The organism is Halomonas sp. 3H (assembly GCF_024206005.1).
Classification (GTDB): domain Bacteria; phylum Pseudomonadota; class Gammaproteobacteria; order Pseudomonadales; family Halomonadaceae; genus Halomonas; species Halomonas campaniensis.
In genome coordinates this window covers 2,100,534-2,114,858 of sequence record NZ_CP100360.1, presented here as the reverse complement: position 1 = coordinate 2,114,858, position 14,325 = coordinate 2,100,534, and the positions used below count along the sequence as shown (strand labels likewise).

Genomic DNA, 14,325 nt, shown 5'->3' with positions numbered 1-14,325 from the left:
GCGCCACTCGACTAAGCTAAGTTAGTTGAACTAGATCGGAGGTGTGCCGTGGAATCCGTCAACATCCATGAGGCCAAGACGCGACTCTCGCAGCTGATTGCTCGCGCCCAGCAGGGCGAAGGCTTCATCATTGCCAAGGCTGGCAAGCCCATGGTGCGCGTCACGCCCATCGACAGCCCGGCGCCCGAGCAGCAGAGGCGGCTGGGCTTCCTGGCGGGCGAGTTCCGCGTGCCCGATGATTTCGACCGCATGGCTGAGCAGGAAATCGCCAGCATGTTCGGGGTATGAGATGAACCTGTTGCTGGATACCCATGTACTGCTGTGGGCTGCCGCCGAGCCGGAGAAGCTCTCGCCCGAGGCGGTGGAGCTGATCGTCGATGATGCCAATCGCCTCTATTTCAGTGCGGCGAGCCTCTGGGAAGTGGTGATCAAGAACAGCCTGCAACGCCCCGACTTTCACGTGGACCCCCACCTGCTGAGGCGCGGCCTGGTCGACAACGGCTACAGCGAGCTGAGCATCAGCGCCCAGCACACCCTGGGGGTTGCCCACCTGCCACCCCTTCACAAGGATCCTTTCGACAGGATCCTTGTCGCTCAGGCGGAGGCGGAAGGCCTCCTGCTGCTTACCGCCGACGAACTCGTCGCCCGGTACCCCGGGCCGATTCGTCGCGTTTGATGTCACGCCACCGACTGGAGATGGACCTCTATGATCCCCGGCCTGCTAGCCAGCGAAGTCGCCGCGGCGCTGCGCGAATTCATCGTCACCGGCTATGAAACCGAAACCGCGCCGTTCAAGGGCGAGTTCCGCCGCCTGGTGGAGGAGCAGCAGGAGGGGGAGGCCTTCCTCAAGGGGCCCTATATCTCGGTGGGGCTGCCGTTCCTTACCGGCAGCGCCGCGAAGGACTTCTTCCCTGGCTTCGAGACCGAGCACCCGCCCTATGCCCACCAGGAGCAGGCGTGGCGGCGGCTGGTCTCCAGCGGAGCGGCGGGCAACGCCCTGGTGGCCACCGGCACCGGCTCGGGCAAGACGGAGTGTTTCCTCTATCCGGTGCTGGACCACTGCCAGCGTGCGGCGGGGCCGGGCATCAAGGCGATCGTGATCTACCCCATGAACGCCCTGGCCACGGACCAGGCCAAGCGCTTTGCCGAGGTGATTCATGGCCAGCCGGCGCTCAAGGGGCTGCGCGTGGGCCTCTTCGTGGGTGGCGATGCCCGCGGTACCCAGGCCATGGGGCCGCAGCAGGTGATCACCGACAAGGCGGTACTGCGCCAGAACCCGCCGGATGTGCTGCTCACCAACTACAAGATGCTCGACTACCTGCTGATGCGCCCTAAGGACCAGCCACTCTGGGCCCACAACGGGCCGGAGACCCTGCGCTACCTGGTGGTGGACGAGCTGCACACCTTCGATGGCGCTCAGGGCACCGATCTCTCGCTGTTGATTCGCCGCCTGCGCGCCCGCTTCGAGATGACGCCTGAGCAGCTGATCTGTGTGGGCACCTCCGCGACCCTGGGGGGCGAGGAGAGCGTCGAGGGGCTGCTGCACTACGCCTCGGATATCTTCTCCAGCCCCTTCGGCCGCGAGGCGGTGATCAGCGAGCGGCGCCAGGGCGACTCTGATTTCCTCGACAACATCGCCTTTCTCTCGCCCAACCCCGAGGTCGGCCCGGAGGCGCTTCGAGAGTCGCTGCGCCAGGGGCTCTCGGCGTACCTGCACAAGGCCTACGAGCTCTACTTCAGCAAGGCACCGGAAGGCGATCTGATGGATGATGCCGGCCGCATCGCCCTGGGCCGGGAGCTCAAGCAGCACGGCCAGCTGGCCAACCTGCTGCGCCAGATCAAGCTGAGTCCGGGTACGCCCACCTTTCGTGAGCTGGCCGAGCGCCTGGCGGGGCAGATCCCCGGTCGCTTCCAGCGCCAGCCGGAGCTCGCCCTGATCGCGCTGCTCTCGCTGATGGCCCATGCGCGAGACGCGGTGGGCCGCCCCTTCGTGCAGCTGCGCCTGCAGCTCTGGTCCCGGGAGCTGCGCCGCATCGTGGGTACCCTGCGTGAGCCCGGAGTGCCTGCCGGCTCTCCTGAGGTGCCGGAAGAGAATGCCGCCGCCAACCGTCTGCCGCCGCTGCTCTCCTTCGGTGACGACAAGCCGCCCCGGGACCAGCGCCAGGTGCGCCTGCCCCTTGTGCAGTGCCGCGAGTGCCACGGTACCGCCTGGCTGACCCGCATGGAGATGAGCCACCCCACCGATCAGGTGGTGGAGACGGAGCTTCAGTCGATCTATTCCGCCTTCTTCGGTCAGCAGCCGGAAACCGCGTTGCTGCTGCCCTGGCAGCGGGGCGAGGCGCAGTCGCCGGCGGGCATGCGGCTGGAGCACTTCAAGGTGTGCCGCGAGTGCGGCACCACCGCGCCGGTGGAGAGCACGGCCGAGTGCCGGGGGTGCCAGGCCGGTGCCGATGCGCTGGTGCGGGTCAGCAAGCCCCAGCAGCTCAAGGAGGTGAAGCGGGGCAGCATCAACAAGGTGATCCACGAGCACGACTGCCCCTGGTGTTCGGCGCGCTCCGCCCTGGTGGTGTTCGGTGCCCGGGCGGCAAGCCTCAGCGCGGTGGCGATCCACCGGCTTTTCAGCAGTCGCGACAACGACGACCGCAAGCTGCTCACCTTCAGCGACTCGGTCCAGGATGCCACCCATCGTGCCGGTTTCTTTGCCGCCCGCACCTGGCAGAACAACGTGCGCATGGCGCTGACCCAGCTGCTGGAGGGCAGCAGCGAACCGATTCCGCTGCTGGAACTGCCGGCGCGCTTCGAGGCCTGGTGGCTGGCCTCGGCCGAGGGGGAGCGAGAGAGAGGCGGGCAGGGGCGCCTGGCGCTGTCAGACTACCTGCGTGAATTCATGCCGCCGGACAAGCGCTACCGGGGCGACTTCGAGTTCTTCGAGCAGTCCGGCGAGGTGAAGGAGCCGGCGCCGCTGCTCAGGCTGATCCGCGAGCGGATGCTGTGGCAGGCCCTGGAGGATCTGGGTTGGCGCTCCCAGGTGGGGCGCTCGCTCAATCGCCTGGGGATCGCGGCGCTCGCCTGGCCCCTTGAGCCGGTGCGCCAGGCGGCCGTCGCCTGGGCGGAGACGGTGGACAACACCCTCGGCTACCGCATCGAGGCCCGGCCGGCCGAGGGCTTCATGCTGGGGGTGATGCAGCACCTGATTGGCCAGGGGGCGCTTGGGCTTGAGGACCTGGCCGGCTATCGCCAGAAGTTCGGCAAGGCCTACCTGCTGAGCTTTCTGAGCTATGCGCCGCCCATCGGCCCGGGTTCCCCGCGGCCGCGCTACCCGGCCACCGCCAAGGGGGAGGGCTACGAGGTGCTCTGTCAGGCCAGTGCGGCGCAATCCTGGTACGAGCGCTGGCTGGCCTGCCTGAACCCGGAGACCCTGGTGGATCGCAAGCAGCTTGAGCAGGTGCTGGCGGCGGCGCTCTCGGCTTTGCGCGACAGCGGCCTTCTGAACGAGGAGGCCAACGAGCGCGGCGTGCGGCTGTGGTCCCTGCGGCCGGAGGCGCTGAGCATCACCACGGCGGTGCAGGGGGTGGAGTGCCCGGGCTACCGCCCCATGCATGTGCCGGCATCCCACGCCGAGGCCTGGCTGGGGCTGCCCCTGCTCAGCGCCGCCCGCCCGGAGCTGGCCTACGAGACCCCGGTGCCAGTGCGGGACTCCCTCTACGCCGGGCTCTACCGCGATGGCGAGATCCATCGGGTGATCGCCCACGAGCACACCGGGCTGCTGGCCGCCAGCGAGCGTATTCGCGTGGAGGACAGCTTTATCCATGGCGAGAAGCCCTGGGAGTACAACCTGCTCTCGGCCACTCCGACCCTGGAGATGGGCATCGATATCGGCGACCTCTCCAGCGTGCTGCTCTGCTCGGTACCGCCGGCCCAGGCCAACTACCTGCAGCGGGTGGGCCGGGGCGGGCGCCGCGACGGCAACGCCTTCGTGCTGACGGTGGCCAACGGCCGCCCCCACGACCTGGTCTTCTACGCCGACCCGGGGCGCATGCTGGATACCCCGGTGGAGCCGCCGGCGGTGTTCCTGAAGGCGCGCCACGTGCTGCGCCGCCAGCTGCTGGCCTACGCCATGGACTGCTGGACCCGCAGCGCCCGGGGTGACAACCAGATTCCCCAGACCATGCAGCCGGTGCTGGATGCGGTGGAGAAGGCCCAGGAGGAGCGCTTTCCTTATACGCTGCTGGCCTTCATGAAGCAGAACATGCAGGAGATCTGGGACGGCTTCGCCGGCCACGTGGCCACCGAGCTCGGCGGCGACGACCTGGAGCTGCTGCGCCAATACCTGTTCGGCGGACCCCAGCACATCGATGACCGCCTGGAACTCTACCTGCTGGGCCGGCTCAAGCTGGTGGCCGACGAGCGCAGCCGCATGGCAACCACCATCAAGGAGCTGGACCGCCAGCTGGAGAAGCTGCGCCAGCGGCCCCAGGATGAGCATACCCAGGCGGAGATCGCCGAGCTGGAGCGGGAGGTGGCGGGCTACCGCAGCCTGCGCATCCGGCTCAACAAGCGCGAGACGCTCAACTTCTTCACCGACGAGGGGCTCTTGCCTAACTACGCCTTCCCGGAGGAGGGGGCGACCCTGCACTCGGTGATCTTCCGCACCGAGAGGCCGGGCGGTGAGGGGGCCGAGGCGGGCGGTGCCCAGGGCGATATCAAGCGCGAGCTGGTCAAGCGGGAGTACGAGTACCAGCGCCCGGCCCAGGCGGCACTTACCGAGCTGGCGCCGGAGGCGGTCTTCTATGCCGGCAATCGCAAGGTGAGGGTCTCCCGGGTGGAGACCGCGAAGGGGCGCAACATCCAGCAGTGGCGCTTCTGCCCGCGCTGCCACTACTCGGCGCCGGCCGACGACCCCACCGCGGGCTTCAACGACCGCACCTGCCCGCGCTGCCATACCAACCGCTGGGGCGACGAGAGCGCGCGCACCAGCATGCTCAAGATGACCCAGGTCTACGCCTTCACCAACGCCCGGGACGCCCAGCTGGATGACCGCACCGACGACCGCGAGCCGGTCTTCTTCAACAAGCAGATGCTGATCGACTTCGACCCTTCGGACATCACCATCACCTGGGTGCTGGATGACAGGGAGCGCCCCTTCGGCTTCGAGTTCATCCGCAGCGCCCGCTTCCTGGAGGTGAACTTCGGCCGCCGGGAGGGGGAGGAGATGGCCTTCGAGGTGGCCGGCGAGGAGCTTCAGCGCGCCGGCTTCCCGATCTGCCGGGAGTGCGGCTCGGTGCAGACCCGGGCGGCCGCCGCCGGCAAGCAGGAGCCCGTCCACCTGAAGTCCTGCCGTTACGCCAAGGGGACGAAGACGCTCCCCAATGGGAAACAGGGCGATTTACATCAGGACAACGGCATCGAGAACTGCCTCTATCTCTATCGGCGGTTCGCCTCCGAGGCGCTGCGCATCCTGCTGCCCAGGCTCTCCAGCGGCGGCACCGACGAGCAGGTGAACTCCTTCGTGGCGGCGCTGCAGCTGGGCCTGAAGCGGCGCTTCGGCGGCAAGGTGGACCACCTGCGGGTGGCCTACCAGAGCGAGCCCATCGGCGAGACCGACGAGCGGCGCCACTTCATCGTGCTCTACGATTCGGTGCCCGGCGGTACCGGCTACCTGCACGAGCTGCTCAGCCGGGCGGAGCATATGCAGGAGGTGTTCCGCCTGGCCTATGCGGTGATGCAGGCCTGCGACTGCTACGCCAACAGCTCTCCCGACTCACAACCGATGGACGGCTGCTACCGCTGCCTGCTGGAGTACCGCAACGCCTACGGCATGGAGAGCACCAGCAAGGCGCTGGCCCTGGAGATGCTCAAGGAGATCGTGGAGGGCGGCCACCAGTGGGTGCAGGACGAGCAGGGGCTGAGCGCGCTCTCCGGCAACCCCTGGATCGACAGCGAGCTGGAGGCGCGCTTCCCCGAGGCGCTGGCGCGCTTCTCCGGCCATGAATGCGTGGGCCAGCAGCGGGTGCGGGTCTCCCAGGATGTGATCCGCGGCAAGCACGGCTACCGGCTGACCATCGGCGAGCTGGCCTACGAGATGGAGCCCCAGGTGGACCTGGGTCTGGCCCAGGGGGTGCAGTTCGCCAGCCGTCCTGACTTCGTGCTGTGGCCGGTACGCAGCGGCCTGTCCCCGGTGGCGATCTTCCTGGATGGCTACCGGTTCCATGCCGACAAGGCCAGCGATGACCTGCTCAAGCGCCAGGCGCTGCATCACGCGGGCTACGTGGTGTGGAGCCTCAACTGGTACGACGTCAACCAGGTGATGGGCGACAAGGCCATGGATGTGCCGCTGCCGGCGGGCATGACCTCGCCGGAGCAGCACCATGCTGCCATCGCCGGGTTGGCGAAGCTCGGCGGAGTGTCCAACCCGGCCCAGCACCTCGGCCAGGTGACCTTCGAGCTGCTGATGGGCTTCCTGGCGGATCAGCAGCCCGAGACGCTGGCCCGGCACGCGCTGCTCTTCGTGCTGCAGTGCCTGCCGGCCAGGGCCCTGGCCGATCCGGCCATGAAGCAGCAGGTGATCGATTCGCTCCACGGCCTGCCTGCGGCCTTTACCGACCGCACCCCGCAGCCGGTGGTGCTGGCCGGTGCCGTGGAACTGACCGGTGACCAGGGTGCGGCGGCCATGGTGCTGCGGCTGCTGGCCGGGGAGGGGCTGGTCAAACGCTTCGATCTCGACAGCGCCATGGTGTCGGTCTCCTATGAGCTTCGCCGTGGCAATGAGGAGGCCGCGCGTTATTCCTGGCAGCGCTTCTGGGCGGCGGTGAACCTGCTGCAGTTCCTCCCGCTGATGTATGCCTGGACCCTCGAGTCCCGCAACAGCGGCATCGCCGCCGGACTGCTCTGGCCCGAGCGCCGCGCCGCGGCTGCCGAGCAGCCGGCAGTGTCTCCGGAGCCTGCCTGGTACGCTCATCTGGACGCAGAGCTGGCCGAGGCGCTACGGGGGCGGCAGGTCGATTGGCCGGAGGCGCCCCAGGTGGGGGAGGACGTGGTCAATGACGACGAGGAGGTCATCGGCCTGGCGGAGCTCCTCTTCGAGACGCCGCGTATTGCCTTCCTGCTTGAGGATGACGACGAGCAGCTGGCCATCCGGCCGCACCTGGAGGCCAAGGGCTGGCGGGTGATCACGGACCCGGAAGAGCTGGTGGCGGTTATCAACGGATTGGACTCTGCGAGCGAGTCAGAACAAGGAGCCTAATATGGTCAGCGTGGCGTTCTCGGAAAAGTATTTCGACAGCCTACTCAAGCTCACCCCCAACGAGCAGAGCCAGGCCAACAAAGCGGTGATGCTCTTTCAGCAGGACCCGCAGCACGGCGGCCTGCACTACGAGAAGCTGACCGCCTTCAAGGACGGCAAGCTGCGCTCGATCCGTGCCAATCAGGATGTGCGCATCATCCTCGCCGCCGCCGAGAAGGAAGAGCTCTACCTGATGCTCTACGTGGACCACCACGAGGCGGCCTACGCCTGGGCCGCCAAGCGCAAGGTGGAGATCAACCCCAATACCGGCAGCCTGCAGGTGTTCACGGTAGAGGAGCGCCGGGAGGAGGCCGCTCCCACCCAGCCTGCTGCGCCGGTGCTGCCTGGACTCTTCGATGCCATTCGCGACCGCCAGCTGCTGCAGCTGGGCGTTCCCGAGGAGGCGCTGCCCCTGGTGCGCAGCATGACCATCGAGGCGGACCTGGAAAGCGCCCACCACAGCGAGCAGATCCCCGCCGACGCTTACGAGGGGCTCTTCATGCTGATGGCGGGGGCCAGCTTCGAGGAGGCCTATGCCGAGGTGGTGCCCGCCGCCCCCGAGGCGGTGGATACCGAGGACTACGCGACCGCCCTGGCGCGGCCGGAGTCCCAGGCGCGCTTTACCGTGGCCGACAACGAGCAGGCGCTGCAGGAGGTGCTCAACCAGTCCATCGAGAAGTGGCGGGTCTTCCTGCACCCGGCCCAGCGGCGCCTGGCCGAAGGGAAGAAGAACGGGCCGGTGCGCGTGCTGGGAGGCGCCGGCACCGGCAAGACGGTGGTGGCCATGCACCGGGCCAAGTGGCTGGCCGAGAACGTGGCCAGCGCCCCACAGTCCGGTGAAGAACAGGGCAAGGTGCTCTTTACCACCTTTACGCGCAATCTGGCGGCGGATATCCGCCAGAACCTCAACAAGATCTGCTCCCGCCAGGCGCTGGAGCGCATCGAGGTGCTCAACCTGGACGCCTGGGTGGTCAGCTTCCTCAAGAAGCAGGGCTACGACTACGGCCTGCTGCTGGATGCCCAGCAGCAGAAGCGCCTCTGGGAAGAGGCCTATGCGGAGAAGCCGGCCACTAGCGATCTGGGGCTCGCCTTCTTCCAGGAGGAGTGGGCGAGGGTGATCCAGCCCCAGTCGATCCAGAGCCTGGACGGCTACAAGCACGCCTCGCGTATCGGCCGGGGCACACGCCTCAACCGCCAGCAGCGGGTGGAGATCTGGCCGGTGTTCGAGCGCTTTCGCCACCTGCTGGCCAGCAACCACCTGAAGGAGACCGACGACGTCTACCGTGACGCCCGGGAGCTACTGGAGGCCAACCCGGACCTGCGCCCGAATCTCTGCTCGGTGATCGTGGACGAGGCCCAGGACATGGGTTCCCAGGCCTTCATGCTGCTGCGGGCTCTGGTGCCGCCGGCCCCCAACGATCTGTTCATCGTCGGGGACGGCCATCAGCGCATCTACGGCAAGAACAAGGTGGTGCTGGGGCAGTGCGGCATCGATATCCGCGGCCGCAGCGCACGCCTCAAGGTGAACTACCGCACCACCGACGAGACTCGCAAGCTGGCGGTGAGCATCCTGGAAGGCGTCGAGGTGGATGACCTGGATGGAGGCCAGGACTCCCAGCAGTTCTATCACTCCCTGATGCATGGCCCCGCCCCGGAGGTGCGCGCCTTCGATTCCATGGACGAACAGGCCGAGGCGATCCTGGCCGCCATCCGTGACCACGGCCTGGCCCCCGAGGCGTGCTGCGTGATCGCCCGCACCCACCGGGAGCTGGGGGAGCTGAAGGCCGCCCTGGGGAGCCGCGGGCAGCCCTGCCACCAGCTAGATGGCCGCAGCGCCGCCACGCCTGACGGTGAGCTCAACCTGGCTACCATGCACCGGGTGAAGGGTCTGGAGTTCGATGCGGTCTTCGTGGCCTCGGCGAACCGTGGCCTGGTGCCGCTGGCGCCGGTGGTCAACGCCGCCGCCGACGCCGTGACCCGCCGCCAACGCGAGAACGAGGAACGCGCGCTGCTCTACGTCAGCCTGACCCGCGCCCGCAAACTGGCGTTCGTCTTCGGCTACGGACAGATGAGCGAGTGGTTTTGACGTTTATTGACACTTTAGATTCTGGAGAATGAATGATGAATAATCATCAGGATCGAATTTCCAAAGTTTTCACCTTTATTCTCTATAATGGGAGAGAAGTCTTTCCTGTTAAGATGAAGAGGAGAGGAACCGGGAATATCGCTTTTAGAGTTTCTCCGGGTGGTACGGGTGGTAATGTGCTTGAAGTGTGTGAGGAGGTTAATGAGAAAGAAATGGTCAGAAAGGTTTTTGACGAGGGTTATGCTGTTCGCTGCCAGTCACTGGATAGGCAGGTTCGCGGCTTATATAAAATTGGGCATCGGTCGGTGAAGGAAGTTAGGCGTGAGCTTCCTTATCAAACAGCATCGGCTTCCGAACATGAATAAATGACTAGTTTCATTATGAAGTGCTGCGGTCAAATCTTGGTTGGGTGAGTGGCGAATGGTTATGATTATGTTTTAATTTTAAACTATCCTGAGCAAGATGATCGGCTGCAGAACAGAAAGTTTCTCTCTATTGTCCGCAACTTTTTGGCTCCAGGCCTACCTGTTGTGGCAACTGCCCTCTGATCTAGAGCGACCTCCGGGCCGATGATCCCCCTTGCCAAAACGCGAGCTGTGGCGCTTCAGCCCCCTGGAAATTTTTTTCTTGGCCCCTGGCCAGAATCCACGTGGGGATGCTTAAAACGAAACCTGTGATATTGAAAATCACTGTTGCTGTTTGTTTCGCTTTGTCAGATGATTGCGCCATCTGCACTAGGCAACGGAGTTTTGCGATGGCAACCTTTCACTTCCACGATCTGCTGATTAACTATCCATTCGGAGAGGCCATTAGCCAGGTCCTGAACCCCCAGGAAATACGGCAAGATATCAAGGATGTTGCAAACTTTTCGACCTCAAATCTCCCGGCGGTTCTTTATACTGGCAGGCACCCCCGTGAAGACAGCAATATCAGGGCTAATAGTACCATTGTCGAGGAGAGATTTGCGTCCATTGCGGAGAGGCTTTATCGATTCGCTGTGTTGGATTATGTCGCTCTGCCTGAAAACCCTGAGCTACTCGACGATGACGTCCTGGATTTCCGGGCTTTCGTGGGGTTTGGTGCTATTGCCGCTGAGCTTTATGCGGCTGCATCCTATAAATCACTGACACACCTTCTGGCAGTGTTCCTGCTGCGCTACAAGATCGAGTGGATTCTTTGCGGTGAAAAGGATGGCAGTCACAGGGGAGTATTCCTGGGCGAGTATGATCTCAGTTCAGCCCACCCAGAGGTGGAGCAATATTTTTCCATTGAAGAAATTGCTATTGCTTCCGGCCTGAAGTTGGAGACCGTTAAGAATGCTCTGTCAAGAAGAGAAATTCCTCGAGATCGTTTGAAGCGTATCCCTGCTCTTCCCGCTATCGCATGGGTGTCTAGAAAAGAACAGTTCCCATGGGCTGTGACCTGTCACTTTCTCGATGATCGCCTCCCGATCAATGGGCAGACGGCTGATGTCTGGCTTGATGTCATGACCGACTGGGAGCAGATCTATGTCGAACCTCAGGGCAGTGTGACGACCTGGCGTATACCCCGTTCGAATCGCTGTGTAATGATCAATTCAGGGGGGCTGAGAAAGTGTATCCTGACCCTGCCTTTCGAGCCGGACAGGGGATTGTTGTCACTTGGGGTGGTCGATCCCGCTGACCGCACCTACGAATCTACTAGCCACTTCCATGACCGAGGTTTTCCTGGAGGGCGACCTGCCAAGCTCTGGCAAGTGACTGTGCCGTCACTCCGAGTACTAAAAGCCGTGGTCGAGCACCTTGCTCACCTCTCATTGGCCATCATTCACCCAAGTCCTGTAGAGGAAGTCAGATAATGAACCATTTTTCCCAATTTGCCGATATAATTCAGCATATGCAGCCGCTAGGTAGCCAGGATCATTTGCCGGAGTCTCTAAGGCTTGTACGTAGCGGCAACATTGAAATCTACTATGCTCCATTTGAGTATGTCAACCGTCAGGCTCGGATCACTATCAGTGGTATCACGCCCGGGCTTCAGCAGGCCCGTAATGCTCTCAATGCCGCACGCCGGTGCCTGCGAGAAGGGCTCGCCCATGAAGAGGCGCTTTCTCAGGCCAAACAGACTGCAAGTTTCAGCGGGCCCATGCGGAGCAACCTTGTAACGATGCTGGATTATCTGGGGATTCCATCATGGCTCGGAATCCACGATAGCGAACAGTTATTCGGGAGTCACTCGCACTTGGTTCACTATACCTCAGTGCTTCGTTATCCGGTGTTCGTGAATGGGCAGAACTATAACGGCACCCCAGCGATGTTGAAACAGTCGACATTACGTGAGCAGATCGAAAGCTCACTCCTTGAGGAGATCCGTGCCTTGCCAGATAACCTTTTCCTGCCTCTTGGCCCAAGGGTTTCTGAAGTTTTCCAGTTGCTTGTCAATCAAGGTGCGCTGAGCCAGGATCAGGTGCTGGATGGAATGCCTCATCCATCGGGTGCAAACGCTGAGCGCATCGCCTATTTTCTAGAGCGTAAGCCCCGAGAAGCCCTTTCCAACAAGGTGAACCCGGATGCCCTTGATCGGGCAAGACGAACACTCATGGATAAAATTGCCGCATACGCTAGCTGACTGTTTGGAAGTGCTCTTTGGATCGCCGATAGCCACTGTTCGAGCTGGTCACTCTTGTGAAGACTCAGGTAACAACACTGAGTCTTCATTTGTGGAAGAGATGGCCTGTACCGATCTTCTCAAGCGGGGTAGTACCTAGTAGAGCAGCTGATAAAGAACGAATCCGATGATCCAAAGTGGAGTCAGTAACAAGGCTTTCAAGAAGAGGCAAGCGATCCGGCTTATCAGCCAGTTGATCACCTCACAGACCCGCAGAAAACCAAAAAAGAAGTTCATCAGGTTCTCCTGTCTCATCTGGCTGATCACGGGCACGGGATCGTTGGGCGGGTGACCAGTGGCCGACTTTTCTTACCACAGTTCGCAAGGTTATTACCATGCACAGCAAAACAGCCGCGCGGCATGATCCGTAAGCGGCTGTTCTGTCAAGTGTCTAGTGGTCGGAGCGACAGGATTCGAACCTGCGACCTTTGCAACCCCATTGCAACGCGCTACCAAGCTGCGCCACGCTCCGACTCTGTTTTCGGCTTCCTGGCCGTCTGGCCTGTCCCCCGAGAACGAGGCGTATACTAGCGCGTTCGCGGGCAAATGAAAAGCCCCTTTTGCACTTTCGATTCAATTGCTTGGGAAGATGTCCGTCCTGAACTCCGCCTGCCTATGCTCTATCATGTGGCTTCCGGCGGTGCCGCCGCCCCATTTACCCAGGCGAGAAGGATCACGGCATGTACGGGCAGGCAGAGCGAGGCCTCTTCAAGGGGATGAATCCGCGTATCACGCTGGTGGCGGTGGTCATCGTGGCGGTGGCGTTGGTCTACGGGGCCTTCTTCACCGAGCGACTGGCCACGGGACTGGCCATGGCACGCGGGGTGCTGGATCCCTTCCTCGAGTGGTACTACGTCCTGCTGGTGGCCTTCCTGCTGCTGTTCATGGTGTGGCTGGGCATGGGGCGCTACAAGAATGTGCGCCTGGGCGGCGACTTCGAGCAACCGGAATTCACCTTCTTCTCCTGGGTGTCGATGCTGTTCGCCGCCGGCACCGGGGTGGGCATCCTGTTCTGGGCGGTGGCCCAGCCGATCCTGCAGTTCCAGGAGAACCCCTTCATCGCCGAGGGCATGACCCCGGATGCGGCGCGGGTGGCGATGCGGCTGACCTACTTCCACTGGGGGCTCAACGGCTGGGCGATCTTCTCTTTCGTGGCGCTGGTGCTGGCCTACTTCGCCTATCGCTGGAAACTGCCGCTGACCATCCGCTCGGCGCTGCAGCCGATATTCGGCAAGCGCGTGGAGGGCGGGCTGGGCGATGCGGTGGACGTGCTGGCCGTGTTCGGCACGGTGTTCGGCATCGCCACCACCCTGGGGCTCGGCGTGCAGCAGATGAATGCCGGCCTGGGGGCGCTGTTCGGGTGGGAGAGCTCGGTGTGGCTGCAGCTGGCGGTAACCGCGGTGATCATGACGGTGGCCACCTTCTCGGTGGTCTCCGGGGTGAAGCGCGGGGTGCGGCTGCTCTCGGAGGCCAACTTCTGGCTGAGCATCGCGGTGGTGGTGTTCCTGCTGCTGTTCGGGCCGACCCAGTACCTGATCGCCATCACCATCGAGTCCGCCGGGGACTACATCCAGAACCTGATGAGCATGGCGTTCCACACCAATGCCACCCGGGACGACGGCTGGCAGGCGGAGTGGACGGTGTTCTTCTGGGGCTGGTGGCTCGCCTGGTCGCCCTTCGTGGGCATGTTCATCGCACGGGTCTCGCGGGGGCGCACCTTTCGCGAGTTCGTCATGGGGGTGCTGCTGGTGCCCACGGTAATCACCGTGGTGTGGATCGGCCTGTTCGGAGGCACCGCGCTCTACCATGAGCTGTTCGGGGTCGGCGGCATCGTCGCGGCGGTGGATCGTGACGTGGCCACGGCGCTGTTTGCCACCATCGAGGCGATGGAGCTCGGGCCGGCCGGCGGGCTGGTGTCGCTGGCGCTGGTGGTGCTGATCGCCACCTACCTGATCACCTCCGCCAATGCCGGGACCCTGGTGATCAATACCATCCTGTCGGGGGGCGATCCCGAGCCGCCCACCTTCCACCGCATCTTGTGGGGGGTGGTGCTGGGGCTGCTCACCGCCGTGCTGCTGATGGCCGGTGGCCTGGAGACCCTGCAGGCGGCGGTGATCATGGCGGCGCTGCCGTTCTCGGTGGTGATCATGCTGATGATCGCCGGCCTGCTCAAGGCGCTGCACCGCGAGCGCTATGCCGCGCGGACCGGTGAACGCACCGAGGCGCCGCGCGAGCCCTGGGCCGACCTGGAGGATGCCGGTGCCGAGCCGGTGCCGGTGTCGGACGACGAGGTCCACAAGCTGCACTGAGG

General features: G+C 63.8%; 8 protein-coding genes and 1 tRNA gene. 8 read left to right on the top strand and 1 reads right to left on the bottom strand.

Features of this window, described 5'->3' with window-relative positions; genetic code table 11:
* Positions 1 to 48 precede the first annotated feature (48 nt).
* The 7 genes from NFC98_RS09875 to NFC98_RS09845 all read left to right on the top strand — a co-directional run bounded on the left by NFC98_RS09875 (position 49) and on the right by NFC98_RS09845 (position 11,975).
* On the top strand, positions 49 to 288 hold the full coding sequence (locus NFC98_RS09875; RefSeq protein ID WP_254274825.1) for a type II toxin-antitoxin system Phd/YefM family antitoxin: 240 nt from the start codon (positions 49 to 51) through the stop codon (positions 286 to 288).
* 1 nt (position 289) lies between these two features.
* Positions 290 to 676 carry a type II toxin-antitoxin system VapC family toxin gene (locus tag NFC98_RS09870; RefSeq protein WP_254274824.1) on the top strand — a complete coding sequence of 129 codons (387 nt, stop codon included), beginning with the start codon at positions 290 to 292 and terminating at the stop codon, positions 674 to 676.
* A gap of 30 nt (positions 677 to 706) precedes the next feature.
* Positions 707 to 7,243, top strand: a complete 6,537-nt coding sequence (locus NFC98_RS09865; protein WP_254274823.1) for a DEAD/DEAH box helicase — start codon at positions 707 to 709, stop codon at positions 7,241 to 7,243.
* Between the two features lies 1 nt (position 7,244).
* The gene (locus tag NFC98_RS09860; protein WP_254274822.1) at positions 7,245 to 9,368 is read left to right on the top strand and encodes a UvrD-helicase domain-containing protein; all 2,124 of its coding nucleotides are present in this window, start codon (positions 7,245 to 7,247) and stop codon (positions 9,366 to 9,368) included.
* Positions 9,369 to 9,400: 32 nt separating this feature from the next.
* Positions 9,401 to 9,733, top strand: coding sequence for a hypothetical protein (locus NFC98_RS09855; RefSeq protein WP_254274821.1), 333 nt, complete (start codon positions 9,401 to 9,403; stop codon positions 9,731 to 9,733).
* 389 nt (positions 9,734 to 10,122) lie between these two features.
* On the top strand, positions 10,123 to 11,205 hold the full coding sequence (locus NFC98_RS09850; RefSeq protein ID WP_254274820.1) for a hypothetical protein: 1,083 nt from the start codon (positions 10,123 to 10,125) through the stop codon (positions 11,203 to 11,205).
* Positions 11,205 to 11,975: a hypothetical protein gene (locus NFC98_RS09845; RefSeq protein ID WP_254274819.1), complete on the top strand. Its 771-nt coding sequence runs from the start codon at positions 11,205 to 11,207 to the stop codon at positions 11,973 to 11,975. The genes NFC98_RS09850 and NFC98_RS09845 overlap by 1 nt, the downstream gene beginning before the upstream one ends.
* Before the next feature lie 434 nt (positions 11,976 to 12,409).
* On the opposite strand, the gene NFC98_RS09840 is transcribed toward NFC98_RS09845, so the two are convergent.
* Positions 12,410 to 12,486 (bottom strand) — tRNA-Pro (locus NFC98_RS09840).
* 208 nt (positions 12,487 to 12,694) lie between these two features.
* Between NFC98_RS09840 and NFC98_RS09835 the strand changes: the two genes are divergently transcribed.
* A complete protein-coding gene (locus tag NFC98_RS09835; RefSeq protein ID WP_254274818.1) occupies positions 12,695 to 14,323 on the top strand; it encodes a BCCT family transporter in 1,629 nt (542 codons plus the stop codon).
* Positions 14,324 to 14,325 lie beyond the last annotated feature (2 nt).